General features: G+C 44.8%; 24 protein-coding genes. 19 read left to right on the forward strand and 5 right to left on the reverse strand.

Features of this window, described 5'->3' with window-relative positions; genetic code table 11:
* The first annotated feature begins 106 nt into the window (after positions 1-106).
* Genes AB4484_RS25000 through AB4484_RS25010 form a run of 3 tightly spaced genes read left to right on the forward strand, consistent with a single transcriptional unit; the run spans position 107 to position 2,863 of the window.
* Positions 107-496 carry a hypothetical protein gene (locus AB4484_RS25000; protein ID WP_019824137.1) on the forward strand — a complete coding sequence of 130 codons (390 nt, stop codon included), beginning with the start codon at positions 107-109 and terminating at the stop codon, positions 494-496.
* Positions 497-524: 28 nt separating this feature from the next.
* Positions 525-1,598: a methyltransferase gene (locus AB4484_RS25005; protein WP_372080873.1), complete on the forward strand. Its 1,074-nt coding sequence runs from the start codon at positions 525-527 to the stop codon at positions 1,596-1,598.
* Between the two features lie 23 nt (positions 1,599-1,621).
* Complete coding sequence (locus AB4484_RS25010) at positions 1,622-2,863, forward strand: NAD(P)/FAD-dependent oxidoreductase (RefSeq protein ID WP_050651795.1); 1,242 nt, start codon at positions 1,622-1,624, stop codon at positions 2,861-2,863.
* Between the two features lie 128 nt (positions 2,864-2,991).
* Here the strand turns inward: AB4484_RS25010 and AB4484_RS25015 are convergent, their stop codons facing one another.
* Both AB4484_RS25015 and AB4484_RS25020 read right to left on the reverse strand, forming a co-directional pair.
* On the reverse strand, positions 2,992-3,498 hold the full coding sequence (locus tag AB4484_RS25015; RefSeq protein ID WP_048611319.1) for a hypothetical protein: 507 nt from the start codon (positions 3,496-3,498) through the stop codon (positions 2,992-2,994).
* 139 nt (positions 3,499-3,637) lie between these two features.
* Positions 3,638-4,771 (reverse strand): flagellar assembly protein FlgT, encoded by a 1,134-nt coding sequence (locus tag AB4484_RS25020; RefSeq protein WP_048615749.1) that lies wholly within the window; start codon positions 4,769-4,771, stop codon positions 3,638-3,640.
* Positions 4,772-4,963: 192 nt separating this feature from the next.
* On the opposite strand from AB4484_RS25020, the gene AB4484_RS25025 reads away from it, so the two are divergent.
* Together AB4484_RS25025 and flgP are read left to right on the forward strand one after the other, a co-directional pair.
* Positions 4,964-5,599: a FlgO family outer membrane protein gene (locus AB4484_RS25025; RefSeq protein WP_017064137.1), complete on the forward strand. Its 636-nt coding sequence runs from the start codon at positions 4,964-4,966 to the stop codon at positions 5,597-5,599.
* A gap of 9 nt (positions 5,600-5,608) precedes the next feature.
* Positions 5,609-6,040 carry a flagellar assembly lipoprotein FlgP gene (gene flgP, locus AB4484_RS25030; RefSeq protein WP_017062265.1) on the forward strand — a complete coding sequence of 144 codons (432 nt, stop codon included), beginning with the start codon at positions 5,609-5,611 and terminating at the stop codon, positions 6,038-6,040.
* 265 nt (positions 6,041-6,305) lie between these two features.
* On the opposite strand, the gene AB4484_RS25035 is transcribed toward flgP, so the two are convergent.
* From AB4484_RS25035 to flgA, 3 genes are all read right to left on the reverse strand, one after another.
* Entirely contained in the window at positions 6,306-6,731 is a 426-nt protein-coding gene (locus AB4484_RS25035) for a flagella synthesis protein FlgN (RefSeq protein ID WP_017064136.1), read from the reverse strand.
* 66 nt (positions 6,732-6,797) lie between these two features.
* Positions 6,798-7,115, reverse strand: coding sequence for a flagellar biosynthesis anti-sigma factor FlgM (gene flgM, locus AB4484_RS25040; protein WP_017062263.1), 318 nt, complete (start codon positions 7,113-7,115; stop codon positions 6,798-6,800).
* Positions 7,116-7,293: 178 nt separating this feature from the next.
* Positions 7,294-8,040 (reverse strand): flagellar basal body P-ring formation chaperone FlgA, encoded by a 747-nt coding sequence (gene flgA, locus AB4484_RS25045; protein ID WP_017064135.1) that lies wholly within the window; start codon positions 8,038-8,040, stop codon positions 7,294-7,296.
* A gap of 77 nt (positions 8,041-8,117) precedes the next feature.
* On the opposite strand from flgA, the gene AB4484_RS25050 reads away from it, so the two are divergent.
* From AB4484_RS25050 to AB4484_RS25115, 14 genes are all read left to right on the forward strand, one after another.
* The gene (locus AB4484_RS25050; RefSeq protein WP_019825285.1) at positions 8,118-9,044 is read left to right on the forward strand and encodes a chemotaxis protein CheV; all 927 of its coding nucleotides are present in this window, start codon (positions 8,118-8,120) and stop codon (positions 9,042-9,044) included.
* Positions 9,045-9,055: 11 nt separating this feature from the next.
* Positions 9,056-9,883 (forward strand): protein-glutamate O-methyltransferase, encoded by an 828-nt coding sequence (locus AB4484_RS25055; RefSeq protein WP_004736174.1) that lies wholly within the window; start codon positions 9,056-9,058, stop codon positions 9,881-9,883.
* 255 nt (positions 9,884-10,138) lie between these two features.
* Complete coding sequence (gene flgB / locus AB4484_RS25060) at positions 10,139-10,534, forward strand: flagellar basal body rod protein FlgB (protein WP_004736175.1); 396 nt, start codon at positions 10,139-10,141, stop codon at positions 10,532-10,534.
* A gap of 4 nt (positions 10,535-10,538) precedes the next feature.
* A complete protein-coding gene (flgC, locus tag AB4484_RS25065) occupies positions 10,539-10,952 on the forward strand; it encodes a flagellar basal body rod protein FlgC (protein WP_019825280.1) in 414 nt (137 codons plus the stop codon).
* Between the two features lie 17 nt (positions 10,953-10,969).
* Positions 10,970-11,683 (forward strand): flagellar hook assembly protein FlgD, encoded by a 714-nt coding sequence (gene flgD, locus AB4484_RS25070; RefSeq protein WP_010439286.1) that lies wholly within the window; start codon positions 10,970-10,972, stop codon positions 11,681-11,683.
* Positions 11,684-11,732: 49 nt separating this feature from the next.
* Entirely contained in the window at positions 11,733-13,037 is a 1,305-nt protein-coding gene (gene flgE / locus AB4484_RS25075) for a flagellar hook protein FlgE (protein WP_048611328.1), read from the forward strand.
* 253 nt (positions 13,038-13,290) lie between these two features.
* Positions 13,291-14,040 carry a flagellar basal body rod protein FlgF gene (locus AB4484_RS25080; RefSeq protein WP_019825277.1) on the forward strand — a complete coding sequence of 250 codons (750 nt, stop codon included), beginning with the start codon at positions 13,291-13,293 and terminating at the stop codon, positions 14,038-14,040.
* Between the two features lie 21 nt (positions 14,041-14,061).
* A complete protein-coding gene (flgG, locus tag AB4484_RS25085; RefSeq protein ID WP_017062259.1) occupies positions 14,062-14,850 on the forward strand; it encodes a flagellar basal-body rod protein FlgG in 789 nt (262 codons plus the stop codon).
* 87 nt (positions 14,851-14,937) lie between these two features.
* On the forward strand, positions 14,938-15,714 hold the full coding sequence (gene flgH, locus AB4484_RS25090) for a flagellar basal body L-ring protein FlgH (RefSeq protein ID WP_372080874.1): 777 nt from the start codon (positions 14,938-14,940) through the stop codon (positions 15,712-15,714).
* Positions 15,715-15,808: 94 nt separating this feature from the next.
* Positions 15,809-16,900, forward strand: coding sequence for a flagellar basal body P-ring protein FlgI (locus AB4484_RS25095; protein WP_017076828.1), 1,092 nt, complete (start codon positions 15,809-15,811; stop codon positions 16,898-16,900).
* Positions 16,901-16,911: 11 nt separating this feature from the next.
* Positions 16,912-17,853, forward strand: a complete 942-nt coding sequence (gene flgJ, locus AB4484_RS25100; protein ID WP_372080875.1) for a flagellar assembly peptidoglycan hydrolase FlgJ — start codon at positions 16,912-16,914, stop codon at positions 17,851-17,853.
* Positions 17,854-18,062: 209 nt separating this feature from the next.
* A complete protein-coding gene (gene flgK / locus AB4484_RS25105) occupies positions 18,063-19,943 on the forward strand; it encodes a flagellar hook-associated protein FlgK (RefSeq protein WP_372080876.1) in 1,881 nt (626 codons plus the stop codon).
* Positions 19,944-19,953: 10 nt separating this feature from the next.
* Positions 19,954-21,144: a flagellar hook-associated protein FlgL gene (flgL, locus tag AB4484_RS25110; protein ID WP_372080877.1), complete on the forward strand. Its 1,191-nt coding sequence runs from the start codon at positions 19,954-19,956 to the stop codon at positions 21,142-21,144.
* A gap of 418 nt (positions 21,145-21,562) precedes the next feature.
* Complete coding sequence (locus tag AB4484_RS25115; protein ID WP_048615757.1) at positions 21,563-22,699, forward strand: flagellin; 1,137 nt, start codon at positions 21,563-21,565, stop codon at positions 22,697-22,699.
* Positions 22,700-22,923: the final 224 nt, after the last annotated feature.

Here is a 22,923-nt window from a genome sequence, read left to right on the forward strand (position 1 = left end):
TTATAATGATCTTGCCGTGGGATTGATTTGACATAGAGTATTGATTTGCTTTGGGTCTAACTAAATACTATGCGCGCTTATAAATAAACACAGATAAGGAATTTAAATGAAATTACTGAAAATAGCGGTTTCAATGTTATTCATATTCGTTCTTGCAGGATGTGGACGCGTCCAACCTGTAATGAATGTTGAGGATACTCCAGTTGCACTGAATCTTCAAAGTAAACAGGTTAAATCAGCTATTTATGAATCGGCTGAAAATCGAGGCTGGTTGGTTTCAGAAATAAAGCCTGGCTTGATACGTGCTGAGTTGTATGTTCGTTCGCACCACGCTGTGGTTGAAATTCCTTATAGTGATAAGTTTTACTCTATTCTTTACGTTGAGTCAGAGAATTTGAAGTACGACGATGGTGAAATACACCGTAATTACAACCGTTGGGTTAATAACTTAAACGTTGATATTAAACGTAAGCTTGCACAAATGGCAGCTGAGTAACTCTCTATTATTTAAAGTTAGGTTTTTCGTGTCGGAATATAAATTAGATCCATTCAACGCATTAGAAGCAAAAACAGAAGCGCAGAAATTGTCGTTCGCTCCTATTGTTTTTCATACTGCTCGTACACTTCGTGATTTAGGCATCTTGAAAGCGTTAGATGACGCGGGCAACGAGGGTTTGCTAGCAGAGTCGATCTCTGAATCAACTGGTGTCTCTGAGTACGGCGTGAAAGTCCTGCTCGATATGGCGTTAAGTGCGCATATTGTTACTTGGGACAAACCTAACTACAAAATGGCCAACCTTGGCTTCTACCTTCTGCACGATGGCATGACCAACGCAAACATGGATTTTACGGCCGATGTTTGTTACGCCGCGATGATGCATCTAACCGAAGCGATTGAAGAGGGCACACCTGCTGGCTTGAAAGAGCTTGGAGATTGGGAAACCATTTATCAAGGCTTGTCTCAATTGCCAGAAAAAGCAAAAGAGAGCTGGTTCAAGTTCGATCACTTCTATTCTGATCGCTCGTTCCCAGTATTACTTGAAAAAGTCTTCAGTAAGAAGCCTAAATCGCTGGTGGATATTGGCGGCAATACAGGCAAGTGGGCAATGCAGTGTTGCAACCACAATTCTGATGTTGAAGTGACGATTGTTGATTTGCCACAGCAGTTAGAAATGGCAATGGCAAACGCAACGCAGCATGGTCATCAAGACCGAGTAACGCCATTCCCAGCGAATATGTTGGATAAGCAGCAAGCGCTGCCAATGGGCGCGGATGTGTGGTGGATGAGCCAGTTCCTTGATTGCTTCTCGCCCATGGAGATTCTGAGTATATTAAAGCGTGTTCGCTCTCATATGTCAGAAGACGCGACTGTCTATATCCTTGAACTGTTTTGGGATGCACAGAAATACGATGCGGCTTCTTATAGCTTAAACGCGACGTCTCTCTACTTTACCTGCTTGGCAAATGGCAACAGCCGTTTTTACCGCAGTGAAGATTTCTTAGAGATCGTTGAAGAAGCGGGCTTTGAAGTGGTAACTCGCACCGACGATATCGGTCTTGGTCACACGCTTCTTGAATTGAAAGCTGGCGCGCAATAAAAATAACAAACATGGCTTAAATAATGAAAAAACTATCAACTCAAGTGGTGATTATCGGAGCTGGGCCGTCAGGTTCAATTGCAGCGTCTTTGCTTCATAAAAAAGGCATCGATGTTCGAGTGATTGAAAAGAGCGTATTCCCTCGCTTTTCTATTGGTGAGAGCCTATTACCAGCTTGTATGGAAGTGATTGAACAGGCTGGGATGACTGACGCAGTAATCAACGCCAACTTCCAATATAAAGATGGCGCAGCCTTTCGCAAAAATGGCGTTTATACGGCGTTCAATTTTGAAGACAAGTTCTCTTCTGGTCCAGGAACCACGTTTCAGGTTCAGCGAGGTGCCTTTGATAAGGTTTTGGCAGATACGGCTGAGTCGCAGGGTGTCAGCATTGATTACCAACATGAGTTGATGGGTATTACTTTCACCGACGACAGCACCATCTTAGATGTGCAAGTGTTGGATGGAGAGCGCTATCAGCTAGAAGCGCAATACGTTTTAGATGGCAGTGGTTTTGGCCGAGTGCTACCGAAAATGCTTAACTTGGAAGAGCCGTCATCACTTCCTCCACGCAAAGCTATTTTTACGCACATTAACGATCATATTGCAGAGGTTGATACCGACCTTGAATATGACCGCAATAAGATCTTGATCTCAGTGCACCCAACTAATCCTGATGTTTGGTATTGGTTGATCCCGTTTAGTAACGGTGTTTCTTCGTTTGGTATTGTCGGGGAGCCTAAGTTCTTTGAATCATACCCACAAGATAAGATTGCCGCGATTAAGCAACTGGCAACAGAAGAGCCGGGTTTGGCTGAGATACTGGCAAATGCAGAGTATCCGAACCCTGCGGGCGAAATCGGTGGTTATTCTGCCAACGTAAAGCACCTGGCAACAGACAAGTATGCGCTGCTGGGTAATGCCGGTGAGTTTCTTGACCCCGTATTTTCATCCGGCGTGACGATTGCGATGAAGTCAGCTCAGTTTGCGGTTGAGTGTGTTGAAAAGCAGCTTAACGGTGAACACGTCGATTGGGAGCGCGATTATGCCGATCCGTTGATGGTTGGCGTAAACACCTTTAGAACGTATGTTGAGGGGTGGTACTCAGGTACTTTGCAGGATGTGATTTTTTATCAAGATCCAAACCCAAAGATTAAGCAGATGGTGTGCTCAATTCTGGCGGGTTACGCATGGGATCAAGCCAACCCTTATGTGAAAGAGTCTAAGCGCCGACTCACGACATTGGCAGAGATATGCCGAAGCTAGATGGTCGATTTAGCGTGTAGATAAAATGCTAAAGCGCTAGGTGACTAATCTAAAAATAAAAACAGCCGCAATGTGCGGCTGTTTTTGTATGTGAACAATATGGGAAATCAACCTAATTGCACTCCAGGCTACTTCAGGTCGATGCTGTTCAATCGTCCCATAAAGACAAGCAGATCAATCACGTCTTTGTGGGCATCAAGCAGGGCGCGTTTAGTTTGGCTATAGGCGGCAAGTCTGCCGTGCTTTCTGATGGAACACACCTTAGTTTTGTATTTGTAGTCGCCGTTTTCTGAGAATACACGCCACTTAGCGATGTAACACTCGTCGCGGTGTTCAGGATCACTCTGAGTTGGATTTGGCTTAAATACAATTTTGGGTTCTAGACTATGAGGTAGACGCGTCATCAGGTAGGGCTCTTTGAGGACTTTGGGCCAAAACTTGCCCCAAAGCTGTCTGCCCAGTTCATCTCTTAATTTAATGGTTTTCTTGAGTGCTTTGTCTTCACCCATACGAACAAAACCGACCGATCGATGCAACACCGTATCTTCGGGAGTATGAATGTGGATCTTAAAAGCGGTTTTACCTTTCGAGATAAAGCGGTAACCGGTAGCACCAATTAGATTATTCTGACTCATAGTTTGCTAAGTGATGATTATGTTATTAATAAGATTACGCCAAATACTGCAAAACCGAAACTAATACCCATGAAAAAAATAAAGCCTTAACAAAAGTGCTAAGGCTTTATTAGAAACTATGAGACGGGCGTGTCGCTAACTACATGATTTTCTGCATCACATCACCAATTTGAATGCTTCCTGCAAGGCTTGGTTGGTCGATCGTCAGTTCTGCTTCGTTTTCATAAACGCGAGAAACCGTCAGTGTGATATCGCTTTGAGATACCTTATTACGTGGCAAGCCACGTTGGTCGATAAACGAACCGGTGTGCCACAGTTGCAGCTTGTCACCTTGTTGAACGCCATGCATTCGACCTAAATCAATGGTCACCGTGTTACCAAATACCGCTGCCACCTCTGGAAGTGTGATCTTACATGACACTTCAGATTCCAAGTCCAACATAATATTGCGGCTAACACGCAGCATCATACTGCCGTAGGTTGATGCCCAGAAACGAGCACTGCGGGTGTCCACTTCACTGGTCTTAGCAAATGGCCACTTTGCCACTTCACGATAGCTGCGGTTGTAAACCTGATGTCCTGTTTTGCCATCGAAGACTTGCATCTCTAACGCAAACTGACGATTGATGATGTCGTCTTTCAAAAGCTTGGATTCGATGGTCGCGGTTAAATCGGTAATGTCACCACCAATGATGTACTGCGCGCCAGTGTCTTGGGCGATCATCTTGATCACCTCAGGTCGACGTTTGTCGATGTCGTAATTGGTCGTGCCAACGGAAACAAAGCTGCGAGACTCTTGTGCCAGCTGTCGATCCACGACATGACCAAAATCATCACCAATGTTATAGATTCTGCCCATTACAGCTTGCTGTGGGGAGGTCACATCAATGTTGCCGACCAAAAATGTCTTCTTGTATTGGCTCTCATGGCAAGCATTTGCCGAAGGGTAGATGTCGATCCTTGCGGTGATCATTATATTGCCACTGCGTTTTTTCTCTTTTTCTACCAAGATGTAACGCACTTCATGATTGGTAAATTGAAACTCTTTCTTGTTTGCGTCGAGGTAGGGCGTGAGGTTGGCAATGCTACCAATGTCGGCTCCTGAGAACTGGATCGCTTTATATACCGCGTCTTCCAAAGCATGGACCCTTGCGGCGCTCTCTGACGATACGATGGCTGCGGTACCGGTAACTTCATACCACGAGGCATGAGCACTGAAGCTTATGGTTATCAGTGAACTTATTGAAAATAAGTAAGAAATTATTTTTTTCATCTATTCGTTACCAGTTGGGTATAAATATTGCTTAACAAATAACTATAAGCTTGAAGCTGACTTAAGTGCGTTTTTCTTAATCTGAACCATTAATGAAAAGCAAAGACTGTTCCAACATTGTAATCCATTGAAAAGAATAATGGTGAGAACATATTGGAACAGGGAGCACTAAACCTATCTGGAGATAAGAGAATGAAAAAATGGCTCGTAGTAATGAGTGTCATGTTATTGACCTCATGCGCTTATTCGCCAATCTATAACGGCAAGTCTGAATATTCAGGCAGTCAGTTTATGTTGATGGATAGCCCTCGTCATACCATGGATTTCTTCGTGGAAAGTATGACCGAAGATCTGATCATTTCGAATACGAGTATCTCAGCAAGAACTCCGATAGCGATTACGTCGTTTGTTGACCTGCAACACATGGACACAACGAACTGGCTAGGAAACTCGGTATCAGAAGGTTTCATTCATCAGTTTCAGCGTCGTGGCTTCAAGGTTGTTGATTTCAAAACAACAGGTTCTATTCAAGTGACCCACCAGGGGGATTTTGCGTTAAGCCGCGATTGGAAAGACTTAGCTCAAGAACAAGACGTACAGTACGTACTGACAGGCACTATGCTTCGCCAAGAAGGTGGTGTGTTAGTCAATGCTCGTGTAGTTGGCATGCAAACTCGCATTGTCGTGGCGACGGCACAAGGCTTCTTGCCTGCAGACCGTATTGGTCGTGACCTAGATACTCTAAACAGTATTCGAACTCAAGATGGCGTTATTATTCGTTCTGATCCAACGATCAGCCAGCCTTATACTGTTATTCTTCGCCCTTAGGAGTTCGAGATGAAGAAGTTAATATTTGTTGTTGCTGCTTTACTGCTTGTTGGCTGTCAGCCACTGCAAAACATGAGGCCAGACGACTACTTGGTTGCCGTTGGCTACGCGAGTATCAGTGAGCAGAAGGGACGTAACGATGAAGAAAGACGTATCCGTGCGATGAGAGCTTCCAAGATCGACGCCTATCGTGAACTTGCTGAACAAGTCTATGGTATGCGAGTGAGTGGTCGCGCAGAGCTGGAAGATCAACGCCTTGGTACAGAACGTACTTCTGGTGCGGTTGATGGTGTAATCCGCGGTGCAGAAGTGGTACGCAGCTACCCAGTGGGTGACAGCTATGTAACAGAGCTTCAGCTTGATATCCGTAAGATGGAACAGCTACGTAATTACGGTGAAGTTCAGCCTGTACCTGAAAAGAGACAACAAACGTTGTTCTAGCCTAATGATCATCTAGTTATAGGATTATCCAGTTATATTGGCTGCTCTCGTTTTCCAGATGGCGTATCGGCAACTAATAACTGATATGAATCATAAGCGGCAAGTATGAAAATACTTGCCGCTTTTTTGTATTTATTAATTCGTTCGGCACATTTACCGATCTAGTAGGAGCTTTGACGGATATCATGCTAAGGATAAGCTGAGACACAGATACAGGTACGAGCAGGAAGGTGACTAAAGATATTATTGAAGACAGGGGGCTTAATTATGCTTTTACGTTGGTTCCCAGCGTAGAAATCGTATGCGTTTGACCACCGGCATTGTAGGTCATGCCAATTTTCCCGTGGCTTTGCTGCATCATATTGCTGAGTTTTTTGAAGCTAAGGTGCGCTCGATTCAAGGCTTCGCCATTCACAAGGTTCGCTTGCTGGCAATCGTGCACTATGGACTGGATCTTAGTGACTAACTGAGCAAGTTCAGGATTCTCGGTCAGCTCTGAGATATTGGTATGGGCTGCGATTCGCTGATCGGTTGATCTTAGTTGTTCAACTAGGACCACTTTTTCTTTGGCGATTCGCTCAATATCGTTTGATTGTCGGCTCGTAATAGCGGTTTTCTCTGAACTTAATAATTCAGATAAGGCTTTGGCATTTTGAAGTTGGAAATTAACTAAATCTGCTAGTGCCGCCATAACGTAAACCTATTTATAACCTCGTGTGCTTTAAGACAATCACTTCAATCAAAAGTGAGTGCTGACTTAAAGACCTTTTAATTCATCTTCGAACTTGATCATGTTGTCTGCCAGTTTTTCTGGATCGACAGTGTATGAACCGTTCGCAATTGCTTCTTTGATCGCTGCTACTTTCACAGAATCAAAGCTTGGCTGTGCTGCCATATCTTGGTGAAGCTGACCAATCGCTTTGCCTTGTTGGCTCAGTGAAACCGCATCTTTGCTTGCTGGTGATTTAGTTGATACATCAGAGCGTGATGCCTCAGAACTAGAATCAGAGCGTACTGCTGATCGGTTAGTGGTCGTTAGGGTTTGCCCTGAACGAATATTATCAATGCCTGCCATAGTTAAGCCTTTTTTTTCAAAAATGGGAACCTGTACAGTCAATATCGACCAAGGGTTCGAATACTTTAGCAATTTTTAGCTCAATAGTCGAAAAGGGACAAAACACCGCAGCCAGTATATTTGGCGTTAGAGTTGAGGGTGAAATCGCTAACGATACCGTCAATTTTGAAGTAAAGAGTTAAAAGTAAACCGTGACTTCAGACATGCTGGTAACAATCCCTTCAATTATACGCTGTGATTTATCATTTTTCACTCTTACTTGATCACCCATAGAGCCATCGGTAAGCGCAGTTCCTTTGGTGGTAATGGTCATGCCACCTTTTACTGCCTGTATGATAACCTTCTCGTTTCGGCACACGACACAGATATCACCTCTTTCTACAACATCACCCGGTCTTAGGTTCTTTTTTACCTTAGCGCCGATGACCTGATGTGGAGCTGTGAAACCTTGGCGACGAAACTTGTTAAGAGAAATCATAGCGGTGGTGACATCGTATTGACCGACGATTTCGCCTCTCGCGAGTGAGCGAGTGGTGGTGACAAGAGGCACCGACATCGAAAGGCGAACGGGTACATAAACTCGCCACTCATCAGGAACACATTGCACTAAAACCGTAATACTGCTGCGGGTATTGGTGGTCGTTGAAGCGCTGGTCTCTAAAGGCACTGGGCAGTCTGTCGCTTTGATTCTTGAGTCAACATTTGCGGAATTAACAAAGAGTTCGCCACCTTGTGGCTGCTCAACCGTATCAAGGATATGTTGCTCCGCTGCAGACTGAATCATCTCAATTTGTTCTGGGGTCGCAGCTTGTACAAAAAAACTAAACAATATTGATAAAATGCCGATAAACTTAGCGACAGTTTTAAAAGTAGCTCTACACATTGCTATGGAAAGAGGTGGCAAATTTGTTTTATAATACGTCATTCCGTTTCTCTGGTGGTTCGTAGCCTGCAGTAGACTAACACTTTTTATACAAAAAAGTTTGATATGGAGATGAGCTCATGACGGGTATTCTTGATTCGGTGAATCAGCGTACGCAACTCGTCGGTCAAAACCGATTAGAATTACTAACCTTTCGCCTAATGGGGCGTCAGCGTTACGGCATTAATGTCTTTAAAGTAAAAGAAGTGCTTCAATGCCCTAAGCTGACAAAGATGCCAAACTTGAACCCACTGGTTAAAGGTGTAGCACACATTCGTGGCCAAACGATCTCTGTGATCGACTTGAGCTTAGCGATTGGTGGCCGTCCTACAACGGATGTTGAAAAGTGTTTTGTGGTTATCTCTGAGTTTAACCGAACCATTCAAGGTTTCTTGGTAAGTTCAGTAGAGCGCATTATTAACATGCACTGGGAATCGATTCTTCCGCCGCCAGATGGCGCAGGTAGAGCTAACTACCTGACAGCGGTAACCAACATTGATAATGAATTGGTAGAAATTCTTGATGTTGAGAAGATCCTTGCAGAAATTTCTCCTGTTGATGAAACAATGGACAGCAAGATTGCTGAAGATATTGCGAAAGTAGAACAAGAGAAAGAACTGGTTCGCCGCATCTTGATTGCTGATGACTCGACCGTTGCTCGTAAGCAGGTTCAGCGTGCTATTGAGTCGATTGGTTTTGAAGTTATCTCGGTGAAGGATGGTAAAGAAGCCTATGAGAAGCTGATGCAGATGTCATCAGAAGGCAGTATTTACGATCAGATTTCATTGGTGATTTCTGATATCGAAATGCCAGAAATGGATGGATACACGCTGACTGCCGAGATTCGTCGTCACGCCGAACTTAAAGATTTATACGTAATTTTACACTCATCGTTGAGTGGTGTATTTAACCAAGCCATGGTTGAGCGTGTTGGAGCTAACTCCTTCATCGCTAAATTCAACCCGGATGAGCTTGGTGCAGCGGTAAAAGCTGCGTTAACTAACTAAAAGAGACATTAATGACTGCTATAACAATAAGTGATCAAGAGTATCGCGATTTCAGCCGTTTCTTAGAATCTCAATGTGGCATTGTATTAGGTGACAGCAAGCAGTATTTAGTACGCAGTCGTCTAAGCCCATTAGTAACGAAGTTTAAGTTAGCTTCGTTATCTGATTTGTTGAGAGATGTAGTAACAGGTCGAAACCGTGAGCTGCGTGTGGCTGCTGTCGATGCCATGACGACGAACGAGACACTTTGGTTCCGTGATACTTACCCGTTTGCTGTGCTGGCGGATAAGCTTCTACCGGAAATAGCGGCAAATAAACGTCCTATTAAGATTTGGTCTGCGGCAAGCTCTTCAGGCCAAGAAGCATACTCAATGGCAATGACGATTCTTGAAACTCAAGCTCGTAAGCCAGGTATGCTGCCAAATGTATCGATTACCGCAACTGACATCTCAGCAAGTATGTTGGATATGTGCCGTACTGGCGCTTACGACAACCTTGCATTGGGACGTGGACTTTCTCCAGAGCGCCGTCGTACTTTCTTTGAAGATGCGGGCGATGGCCGTATGAAAGTGAAAGATAACGTCAAGCGCATGGTGAACTTCCGCCCTCAGAACCTGATGGACAGCTATGCATTGTTAGGCAAGTTCGACATTATTTTCTGTCGTAACGTGCTGATTTACTTCTCGCCTGATATGAAGTCAAAGGTACTTAACCAGATGGCAAATAGCCTGAACCCTGGTGGGTACTTACTATTGGGCGCGTCTGAATCGTTAACAGGCTTAACCGATCGTTTTGAAATGGTTCGCTGTAATCCAGGCATCATCTACAAATTAAAGTAACGAGCGGCACCGATATTAGGTGTAAGGTTACCGTCTAAATTTAAAACCTAGCCAAGTGCTGGGTTTTCTTTTTCCTGCTTAAGCTATATCTTTAAGTCAGAGTGACATTCCAATTTACTCTATTTTTTGGCTTGTATATTGCAAGTTTACCCACGAGTAACCTGTAAAAGTATTGATAGACCGCCTTGTTTCAAAAGTTGGTATATATATTGCTTTGGTTATTTCATAACAGTCAGTTCTTGAGTTGAGGTTTACATGGCTATTTCTTTTGACAATGCTTTGGGCATTCACCAGCACACAGTTGGTGTACGTGAGCGTAACGCTGAGGTGCTTTCCACCAATATCGCGCAAGCAAACACGCCTGGGTATAAAGCAAAGGGATTAGACTTTAAGAAATCACTGCAAGCGGCAAGTTCTGGGGCAAGCATTGGTCTTAGCCGTACAGATGGTCGGCACATTTCTGCCTCAACAACGGTGAATGGGGAAACGAAGTATCGAATTCCTACACAACCTGATACAGGAGATGGCAACACGGTTGATTTGGATTTGGAAAGAAACCTTTTCATGCAAAACCAAATTAGGCATCAAGCCTCTCTCGACTTCCTAGGAAGTAAGTTCAAGAATTTAACTAAAGCGATTAAAGGGGAATAATTAGATGAGCTTATTTAATGTATTCAATGTGACTGGTTCTGCGATGAGTGCTGAATCTGTTCGTCTAAATACGACCTCGAGCAACCTTGCAAACGCGGACAGTGTAAGTAGTTCTGCTGAAGAAACTTACAAGGCTCGCCACGCAGTGTTCGGCGCTGAGTTAAATAAAGCACGCAACAGTGACCACACTGTGCCTGTGAAAGTACTAGGTATTGTAGAAAGCGATAAACCGCTGAGCGCGGAGTACAACCCGGATCACCCATTAGCGAACAACGAAGGCTATATCTACAAGCCTAACGTGAACGTTATGGAAGAGATGGCAAACATGATTTCGGCATCACGTGCATACCAAACGAACGTACAGGTTGCTGACTCGAGTAAACAAATGCTGCTGCGTACGCTGCAGATGGGTCAATAAGGATAAGGAGGTAGCACATGGCTGGAATCAACAACAATGTTGGTCAAAGCGGCTTGTCCTATGTTGACCAGCTGAAGAGTCTTCAAGATGGCGCTAAGAAGCCCGACGAAACAACAGGTAAGCAGGATCTTAAACAAGAAGACTTCTTATCTTTGTTGACTAAGCAACTAGCACAACAAGACCCTTTCAAGCCGGTTAGCAATGACCAGATGATTGCGCAAATGGCTTCATTTGCGACCGTAGATGGCATTGGCAAAATGAATACACAGTTTGAAAGCTTGAATTCATCAATGACCTCTAACCAAGCACTTCAGGCATCCTCTTTGGTTGGCCGTGATGTATTGGTTCCTGGTGCGGCAGGTGTAAAACCCGGTGATGGCGGTATGGCGGCAATGGTTAAGCTTCCTCAGGCAATGGACAATGTAATGGTCCGTGTTGAGAACGAAGTTGGCCAATTAGTTCGCACATTTGATATCGGCTCTAAACCATCTGGTGATACACGTGTTGAATGGGACGGAAAAGACGAAGACGGTAACCCATTGCCGGCCGGTAAATACAACGTGAAAGCGTCAGGTTTGCTGGATGGCGAGAACACAGAGTTCCAAGTTTCCAGTTATGCGAACGTGAACAGTGTGCTTCTTGGTAAGGGCGATGGCAACGTACTACTCAATCTGGCTGGTTTCACATCGCCAGTACGACTTGCTGAAGTACTAGAAGTTGGTAAAGCGTAGCTCTTTATTGAGTGACTATGCTAGCTAGATAGATTAGGAGAATAATGGAATGTCATATGTAGCTTTAAGCGGCCTATCCGCTGCACAATTAGACCTGAATACAACCAGTAACAACATTGCGAACGCAAACACATTTGGCTTTAAAGAGTCTCGTGCCGAGTTCGGTGATGTTTATTCAAGCTCGTTGTTCACTAACGCAAAAACGACGGCAGGTGGCGGTGCGCAAGCTAGCCAAGTGGCGCAACAGTTCCACGAAGGTTCAAGTATTTATACGAACAACCCAATGGACTTACGTGTAAGTGGTACAGGTTTCTTTGCAGTATCGAAAGACCGCATGGTGCCAGAGATTAACGAATTAACGCGTAATGGTGCATTTCACTTAAACAAAGACAACTACATGGTTACCGCTAACGATGAGTTTCTTTTAGGTTACGATGTTGATCCAAACTCGGGTGAAGTTCTTTCTTACGCGCCAAAGCCTCTCGACATTCCTGCTGAGTTTGGTAAACCAAAACAGACAGAAAACATTGAAGTAGGGGTTAACCTTCCTGCAAACGGTGATCTTAAAGACCCGGCTGCATTTAACTACCAAGATGCTGATACTTATAACCGTGCAACGTCTTCGACGGTATACGATTCTATGGGTCAGTCTTACAAGTTAACGACTTACTACCTCAAAGATCAGACTCAACCAAACACTTGGCAAACGTACTACACCATGTCAGATGAGAACGGTGAAAAGCCGGTCAACATTACTGGTGGTGATGCGACGAATGCACAAGGTCATGTTGGTCACACTATGAAGTTCAACAATGACGGTACGTTAGCAAGCCTGAACAATGGTCAGCCGATTAACTCGGAACCACTGGGTGCTGGTGCGAACCCTATTGACTTGAACGGTGCTGATCCAACTCAAGTGCTTAAGTTTGGTCTAGATTCTTCAACTCAGTTTGCCGCTCCGTTTGAATTGACTAAATTTGATGAAGATGGTGCGACAACAGGTTTCTTAACAAAAATCGATTTCGATGAGTACGGCAGTGTTCTGGGTACTTACTCAAATGGTGAAAACGTGATGCTTGGCCGTGTAGGCTTGGTTCGTGTACCAAATGAGCAAGGTTTGGATAAGAAAGGCGGTACTCAATGGGATTCTACCAACGACTCTGGTGATAAGATCTGGGGTGAATCGAACAAAGGTTCATTTGGTAGCATCAACAACGGCTCGCTAGAGCAGTCGAACATCGATATGACTCAAGAACTGGTTGATTTGATTTCTGCTCAACGTAACTTCCAAGCGAACTCGCGTTCTCTAGAAGTACACAACCAGCTACAACAGAATATTCTTCAGATTCGTTAATCGTTTCGAGCGTTTGAATCATCTGCGAATACCCAATTCAATGTTATTGAATTGGGTATTGTTGTTTGTCTTCTTATTTGCCGCCCCTATTGCCGCACGGTAATGCCACTGGCAACAATTCTTTCTGAATGATCCTTTAATGATCACCCCTCCTTGTCCATTTTCTATTTAAATTATTGATAAATAACAGTTAAAAATATTGGCACAGTGTTTGCTTTGTAAGCTCTAGAAGATGATTTTTTGGAGCAAAATTATGGATCGCGCACTGTTTCTTGCCATGAGTGGCGCAAAGCAAAATATGCAGGCTTTGCAACTACGTGCAAACAACCTTGCCAACGTAAGTACAACGGGTTTCCGTGCTGATTTAGCACAAGCACGTTCAATGCAAGCGTATGGCGAAGGCATGCCTACTCGTGTTTTCAGCATGACAGAGCGTCCTGGTCATAATTTCGCGCAAGGTAGTGTGGTTACCACAGGCCGAGATCTCGATGTTACCGTTCAAGGTGATGGTTGGATTTCAGTTATGGATAACACCGGCCGCGAAGGTTTAACGCGTAACGGTAACCTTAAGGTTGACCAAAACGGTTTGCTAACCAATGCAAGTGGCCATTTGGTGCTAGGTGAAAACGATGCACCAATCACACTGCCCATCCCAATCAGTAAAGTAGAAATTGGTACTGACGGTACGATTTCGGTGATTCCTCAAGGCGCTCCAGCTGAAGAATTGGCCGTCGTTGATCGTATTAAGCTTGTGCGTCCAGACAACCAAAGTTTGTTTAAAGATACGAATGGTCTATTCCGTTCGAAAAACCCAGATCAGGCATACGAAGCAGATGCAGCGGTAACGTTGCTAAAAGGTGCTATCGAAGGCAGTAACGTAAATGCCGTAGGTGAAATGACCAGCCTAATTGACTTACAACGTCAATTTGAAATGCAGGTCAAGATGATGAGCACAGCAGAGGAAATGGACAAGTCGTCTGATTCACTGCTTCGTATGAGCTAATAGAATTTAAAGGACATTGCTATGCATCCAGCATTATGGGTAAGTAAAACGGGTTTAGACGCCCAACAAACCAATATCTCAACGATTTCGAACAACCTTGCCAACGCCTCGACCATTGGTTTTAAAAAGAGTCGCGCGGTATTTGAAGATCTGTTCTACCAGAATATTAATCAACCGGGTGGTCAATCATCTCAGAATACTGAGCTGCCAAGTGGTTTGATGCTGGGTGCCGGTTCTAAGGTCGTCGCAACTCAAAAAGTGCACACTCACGGTAATGCACAAACGACGTCTAACAGCCTAGACATGATGATTGAAGGCGACGGTTTCTTCCAAGTTGAAATGCCAGACGGTGAAACAGGTTACAGCCGCAATGGTCAGTTCACACTGAACGGTGAAGGCGCGATCGTAACGTCGGGCCAAGGTTACCCTCTACAACCAGAAATCGTGATTCCTGAAGACGCGATCTCAGTAACGGTTGGTAACGACGGTGAAGTATCGGTTCGTCTACGTGGTGAGCAAAACAACGTCGTGGTTGGTCAAATTACCATTACTGACTTTGTAAACCCGGGTGGTCTAGAGCCAGTAGGTCAAAACCTTTACTTGCCAACTGGCGCGAGTGGCGACCCACAAGAGGGTGTTCCGGGTTTTGATGGCCTAGGTAACATTCGCCAGTCGATGCTAGAGACATCGAACGTAAACGTAACCGAAGAGCTGGTAAACATGATTGAAGCTCAGCGTGTATACGAAATGAACTCGAAAGTTATCTCGTCAGTAGACAAGATGATGAGCTTTGTTAACCAACAGCTGTAATTGGTTTATTCGCCGTTTACTTTTTAATTAATCGATCTGTTTTTGCTAATTGACCCATTTACCACTGCCTGCTGAGAGTATATCGCCATGAAACGTATTTTTTGTTTAGCTTTGTTTATGTCTATGTCGGGGTGTGCTGTGCTGGACCCGATTGAGACTCCGGCAGAAGAAAATGCAACCACAGTGGTTGATGCTGTGGAAGGTGATAAGTCGGCTGAAGAGAGCTCAGGCATTATTGACACGCTTCGTGGTAGAACCGACCCAATTGCTGGTGACCCTGCATGGGCGCCAATCAACCCAAAGCAGAAACCAGAGCATTACGCAGCGGCAACGGGCTCACTGTTCAATGTGAACCACATTGGCAGCATGTATGACGACTCAAAACCGCGTGGTATTGGTGACATCATTACTGTGGCGCTAGATGAGAATACTCGAGCGACTAAAAAAGCCAACGCAGACATGTCTAAGTCGAATGATGCATCGATGGAGCCACTGGCTGTTGGTGGTCAAGAGCTGACGATCGACAAGTACAACTTCTCTTACGATCTGAGCAACACCAATACCTTTGCGGGTGATGCGTCAGCCAACCAAAGTAACAGCATCAGCGGCTACATTACCGTTGAAGTCATCGAAGTATTAGCTAATGGCAACCTAGTGGTTCGTGGTGAGAAGTGGATGACACTGAACACCGGCGATGAGTACATCCGCCTAAGCGGCACCATCCGTCCAGACGATATTGACTTCGAAAATACCATCGCTTCAAACCGTGTTTCTAACGCACGAATTCAGTACTCAGGGACTGGCGTACAGAAAGATATGCAAGAGCCTGGATTCTTGGCACGATTCTTTAATGTATCACTGTAGAGCTTGAGAGGGTGTCGACATACTGACAGCCTCTATCACGCAGCCATATTTAGCTAAGCTATTATAAATTAAAGCAATACAGACAGGTTACTCAATGAAAAAACTAACACTCGTACTATTCGGCATGCTATTTCTTGCCACCAGTGCACATGCTGCGCGGATCAAAGACGTGGCAAAAGTGGCGGGTGTTCGTAGTAACCAACTTGTCGGTTATGGTTTGGTGACTGGTTTGCCGGGTACAGGTGAGACAACTCCCTTTACCGATCAAACGTTTAACGCGATGCTGCAAAATTTTGGCATTCAATTGCCGCCCGGCACTAAGCCAAAAACCAAAAACGTAGCGGCAGTAATTGTTACCGCTGAACTTCCGGCATTCTCTAAGCAAGGTCAGGAAGTTGACGTAACCGTTTCTTCTATCGGTTCAGCAAAAAGCCTTCGTGGTGGTACCTTGCTGCAGACCTTCCTGAAAGGTCTAGACGGTCAGGTGTATGCAGTCGCGCAAGGTAACTTGGTGGTAAGTGGCTTTAGTGCGCAAGGTAACGACGGTTCCAAGATTGTCGGTAACAACCCTAACGTCGGTATCATCTCTAGCGGTGCAACAGTAGAACAAGAGATACCAACCCCATTCGGCCGTGGCGACTACATCACCTTTAACTTAATTCAATCTGATTTCACAACGGCTCAGCGTTTGGCTGATGCGGTTAACAACTTCTTAGGTCCACAAATGGCGTCTGCGGTTGACGCGACTTCTGTAAAAGTTCGCGCACCTCGAGAAATAAGCCAACGCGTGGCTTTCCTGTCGGCAATCGAAAACATTGAATTTGATCCTGCAGAGGGCTCTGCAAAAATCATTGTAAACTCTCGTACCGGTACCATTGTGGTAGGTAAGCACGTTCGTCTAAGAGCGGCGGCGGTCACCCACGGTGGTATGACGGTTGCAATCAAAGAAAATCTCAACGTAAGCCAACCAAATGCATTCTCTGGTGGCCAAACGGTAGTGGTTCCTGATTCTGATATCGAAATCACGGAAGGCGATGGCAAGATGTTCAAATTTGAACCTGGCCTAACGCTGGACGATTTGGTCCGCGCAGTCAATGAAGTGGGCGCTGCACCTTCTGATTTAATGGCAATCCTTCAAGCACTGAAACAAGCGGGTGCGATTGAAGGCCAGTTGATCATTATCTAAAGGGGCAAAGCATGATTAAGAATAACAATGACATCGGCTTTATTCACGATATCGGTAGCCTAGACCGCCTTCGTCAACAAGCGGTAAATGGTGAAGAAGGCAGCGAGAAAGAAGCATTAACCGCTGCGGCAAAACAGTTTGAATCGATTTTCACCTCGATGTTGTTTAAGTCGATGCGCGATGCTAACTCGAGCTTTAAGTCGGATATGCTGAATAGCCAGAATGAGCAGTTCTATCGTCAGATGCAAGATGACCAAATGGCGAGTGAGTTGAGCGCTTCAGGTTCGTTAGGTCTTGCGGATATGATCGTAGCTCAGCTAAGCGCAGGCCAAGCAAGCGATGCGTCTGAAGAGAAAGTTCGCAGTGAAGGCTTTGATGCTTCATTGCAAAGACCACAATACTCAGGCCGTTCGGAAGAGCGAGTGTCAGACGTTCAACCTGCGCAAGCTATGTCAGCAACAGATATGCAAGCAGTAAAACAGCCAGTATCCTTTGATTCTCCAGAATCGTTTGTGACCTCAATGAAGCCTTACGCTGAAAAAGCGGCAAGTGCGCTTGGTGTGGACTCGTCTCTACTATTGGCACAAGCAGCTCTTGAAACGGGTTGGGGTTCTAAAATGGTTAAGAACTCTTTGGGCAACAGTAATAACCTATTCAACATCAAAGCAGACAGAAGTTGGAAGGGCGATAAGGTCGCTACGCAGACGCTTGAGTTCCATGGCAAAACAGCCGTTAAAGAGTCGGCTTCTTTCCGTTCTTACTCAAACTTTGAAGATAGCTTTAACGACTATGTGAAGTTCTTGAACGAAAACCCAAGATACGAAACGGCATTGCAGCATCAAGGTAACTCAGAGAATTTTATCAAAGGTATTCACCAAGCAGGTTACGCAACCGACCCTAACTATGCAGACAAGGTTTTGCGAGTGAAAGCCAAGATTGACGAGATGAACTAGCGTTATTGAATGTACTCGGGAGCTTGCCATTGGCAGGCTTTTTTCTTATCTGCCACCTCAAAGTTTGCTGAGAAATCTGTCGTTATCTCCTTACACTTCAATTAATTATTGTCTTTTAGCTCTCGCTTATCCCTATTGGCACATATATTGCTTTTTAAACTGGTAGTTAATCAGTTTATCCTGATTTTGTTAAGTTTTTTGGGGGCATTATGGCGTCGGATCTTCTGAATGTAGGGGCACAAAGTGTTCTTACTGCTCAGAGACAGCTAAACACCACAGGTCATAACATTTCTAACGCCAACACAGAGGGCTATAGCCGCCAATCTGTGATTCAAGGTGTGAATGACCCGCGTCAATACGGTGGCCAAAGCTACGGTATGGGTGTGCATGTGGAAAATGTTCGCCGCTCTTGGGACCAATTTGCCGTCAACGAACTTAACTTATCGACAACCAATGCCGCCAATAAAGGCGACACCGAAGCTAACCTCGATATGCTGTCGAGTATGCTGTCATCGGTTGCTTCGAAGAAGATTCCAGAAAACCTAAATGAATGGTTTGATTCGGTTAAAACATTAGCCGATACACCGAATGATGTCGGTGCTCGAAAAGTTGTACTAGAAAAGGCTGGACTACTCAGCAAGACGTTAAATGAATTCCATGAAACGGTTCGTCAACAGTCTGATTCTACAAATAAAAAATTAGATATGGGTATCGAGCGAGTTAACCAACTTGCGTACGAGATCCGTGATGTTCAGCGCTTAATGATGCGGACTCCTGGGCCTCATAATGACCTACGAGATCAGCATGAAAAGTTGATTAATGAGCTTTCTGGCTACACCAAAGTCACGGTGACACCACGCTCAAATGCCGAAGGGTTTAATGTCCATATTGGTAATGGCCACACCTTGGTCTCTGGTAGTGAAGCAAGCCAATTAAAAATGGTTGATGGTTTGCCCGATGCACATCAGCGCCGCCTAGCGATTGTTGAAGGTAAGTCTTTAAAACCGATCACCAGCAGTGATATCGACGGAAAAATCGGCGCCATGCTAGACATGCGTGACGAACATATCCCGGCAATCATGGATGAGCTTGGTCGTTTGGCGACCGCGTTTTCATACGAGGTCAATAGTCTTCAAGAACAAGGTTTGGATCTTAACGGCAACGTAGGTAAGGACCTGTTTACCGACGTGAACTCAGAGCTGGTGGCAAAATCTCGTGTCACGGCTAGCGGGCAATCGAAAGCAGATGTTGCGGTATACATTGATGATACCTCTGCCTTAAAAGGCGGTGAGTATGGACTGAAATACGATGGTAGTGACTATGTCGTGACTAAGCCGAACGGTGAGACCGTTAAGATGGCGACCGACTCTAGCGGTAGTGCTTTTTATCTTGATGGCATGCGAGTAGAAGTACGTAACCCTCCAGAACTAGGAGGGAAGCTGTTACTGCGTCCAACGCGCAATTTTGCTGCTCAAATACAGATGGAAACCAAAGACCCGAAAGACATTGCCGCGCAAAGTTATGAGGCATCGACCACGTTTGCTAAGGGTACAGCGGGATTCAAAATCCTAGAAGCAGGTCAATTGCGTGAGTTTGAAGTGATTGTCTCACCAAAAGGTGAGCAGTTTGCTGTGACGGATCCGAAGGGCAACATTTTAATGCAGCCGCAACCGTATCCGCCACAAGGACCAGTGACTATCAACGGCACAACGTTTGAGCTTACACCCGGCGCGGTGGCAAACGATAAGTTTACGGCAAACCTTGTCCCATCAGAAGGTGACAACGGTAACCTGCGTAAGCTGCAAGATCTTCAAACAGGAAAGCTGTTGAATGATGGTGAGTCTACGATTTTAGACCTTTATCATAACTTGAATACTAATACGGGCTTGAAGTCTTCAACGGCAAATCGCCTGAGTGATATTGCGACATTAGAAAAACAGTCGGCTCAAGAACGTATTGCTTCTATCTCGGGAGTAAACCTCGATGAAGAAGCGGCAAATATGATGAAATTTCAGCAAGCGTATATGGCTTCTTCACGCATCATGCAAGCAGCCAATGACACGTTTAACACTATTTTGGCTCTGAGATAGGAAGGTATAAATGTTGAATCGTATCTCTAGCTTCCATAATTATCAGTCGGTACAAAATGACTTGCGCCGTCAAGAGAACAAGGTGCATCACAACCAAGCGCAACTTGCTTCGGGTAAGAAGTTACAGTCGCCAAGTGATGACCCATTAGCGACGCACTATTTGCAGAACATTGGTCAGCAGTCAGAACAGCTTAAACAGTATGTAGATGCGATTACTCTAGTCAGAAACCGTCTTGAGCATCATGAGGTATTGGTTTCTAACACTGAAGGCTTTGCTGATGAAGCAAAACGAACCGTGATGGAAATGATCAACGGTGCGCTTTCTCCAGAAGATCGTTTAGCTAAGAAGCGTGAAATTCAAGAACTGGCGAATAACTTCCTGCATTTAGCCAACTCTCAAGATGAGTCGGGTAACTACACATTTGCGGGTACTAAACCAAAGAATCAGCCTTTCTTTCGAGATAATCAAGGAAACGTGACTTATCAAGGTGATGACTACCAACGCAAGATGCGTGTGGCAAGTAGCTTTGAAATGGCGATGAATGATCCGGGCAGCAAGATGTTTATGGAAATAGACAACCCGTTCGGTGACTACGAGCCTCAGTATGAACTTGAGTCTGCTTCTGAGTTATTGCTGGAGCGCGCGACCAACAGAACCAAAGATTCATCAACGTACAAAGTGACGTTTGTGGATATGCAGACCGGAAATTACGCCTACCAGCTTGAGAAAGATGGAACAGTAGTCGCCGCGGAAGATTTTGATCCTTCGACAGGCATTGTCTACGAAGGGCTGAATATCCAACTTAAAGGCCAGATCACGAAAGGTGACTCGATCACCTTAGAGCCGAGAAAGACATTCTCTATCTTTGATACGTTTAAAGAAGCCGCTGAACAGGCTGAAAACCCAGTACCGGATGCATCGGCGACGGCGAAATTGCACCAAGTAACCGAAGAGTTCCATGCCGCGTTTATTCATTTAACCAAGGCAAGAACCGATGTTGGTGCACGTTTAAGTACGCTGGATATTCAAGAGCAGCAACATGAAGATTTTAAGTTGTCTTTAGCAAAAGCAAAAAGCAACTTTGAAGACTTGGATTACTCGAAAGCGATCATTGAGTTCAATGAAAACTCTCGAGCACTACAGGCTTCTCAACAAGCGTTTGGCAAAACCAAAGACCTGACCTTGTTTAACTATATTTAATGATCAATCGGTATTTAATGGTGGCTTGTCGATCACCATGGCGTTGATTCCTTGCCGTATGTGCTATGCCATACGTGCGAATAACGCCTCAGTTTGCCGCTTTTTTGTACGAAGCATGATGTTTCTAGAATAGCGGCAAAAAACGGCAATAAGGAAGGTGAATGTTTTTCATCTTCTGATATTAGAAAATCATAATTGCGCAGTGTTGTTTGTAAGCTTCTGATTTTTAGATAATTAAAAAATTATTTATATGATATTAAACTTGGCATACAACTTGTATCTGTGTTGGTTATAAATGATTAATACAGATCTTAAACCTTGTATAGGGTTTATCGAGTAATACACGGTCAGTGCTTATCCATATGAGAGTAAAGCTGGCCGCTTCGCAGAAACTTTGCGAACTCATAAGGAGAGCAAAATGGCTATCAATGTAAGCACTAACGTATCTGCTATGACAGCACAGCGTTACCTGAATAAAGCATCTAATGACTTAGCGACTTCTATGGAGCGTTTGTCATCGGGTCACAAGATTAACAGCGCAAAAGATGATGCAGCGGGTCTGCAAATCTCGAACCGCTTAACCGCTCAATCTCGTGGTCTTGATGTAGCAATGCGTAATGCCAATGACGGTATTTCAATTGCTCAAACCGCAGAAGGCGCGATGAACGAATCAACCAACGTATTACAACGTATGCGTGACCTAGCGATTCAATCATCAAACGGCACTAACTCTCCTGCGGAGCGTACGGCACTGAACGAAGAGTCTATGGCACTTCAAGATGAGCTTAACCGTATCGCGGAAACTACATCTTTTGGTGGCCGTCGTCTATTGAACGGTTCATTTGGTGAAGCATCGTTCCAGATTGGTTCTAATTCTGGTGAAGCGATGATCATGGCTCTGACGAGCATTCGTGCCGATGACTTCCGTATGGGTGGTACAACGTTTGATTCTGAAAACGGCAAAGACAAGAGCTGGGAAGTGCCTGCACAAGCTCGCGATCTTAAGTTCGAATTCAAAACTAAAGCGGGTGAAGACATCGTTTTAGATATCAACACCAAAGCGGGCGATGATATCGAAGAGCTTGCGACTTACATTAATGGTCAGTCTGATCTTGTGAACGCATCGGTTACTGATGATGGTCGTATTCAACTATTCGTTGCTGAACCTGACCTTGAAGGCGCAATGTCTATCTCTGGTGGTCTAGCGTCTGAGCTAGGTATTAAGAGTGAAGGCCGCGCAACCTCTGTTCAAGATGTTAGCTTAACCAGCGTTGCGGGTTCACAGAACGCTATTAGCGTGATTGATTCTGCAATGAAGTACGTGGATTCACAGCGTGCTGATTTGGGTGCAAAACAGAACCGTCTAAGCCACAGTATTAATAACTTGGCAAACGTACAAGAGAACGTAGACGCTTCAAACAGCCGAATCAAAGATACGGACTTTGCGAAAGAGACGACGCAAATGACCAAATCACAAATTCTGCAACAAGCAGGTACTTCGATACTTGCTCAAGCAAAACAGTTGCCTAACTCTGCGATGTCATTATTGCAATAGTTATTGGTTGAACTTGCTGCTCGTGTTCAGACGTGAACCATGCAGCAAGGGAAACTGGCAAGCATACTTACTATTGAGTGTTTAGCTCTCTCATCTCTCACCTGCTATCCATTTTTACAGTAAGAATGCAACGGCAAGTCGGAAATGTGTTCATTTCTCGATGATCTCCACACAGGCTCTGACGCGCCAACTAGCCCCGGTTCTCTGTAAGCGTCTTTAAATCG

The organism is Vibrio sp. 10N.261.46.A3 (assembly GCF_041472995.1).
GTDB lineage: Bacteria > Pseudomonadota > Gammaproteobacteria > Enterobacterales > Vibrionaceae > Vibrio > Vibrio coralliirubri.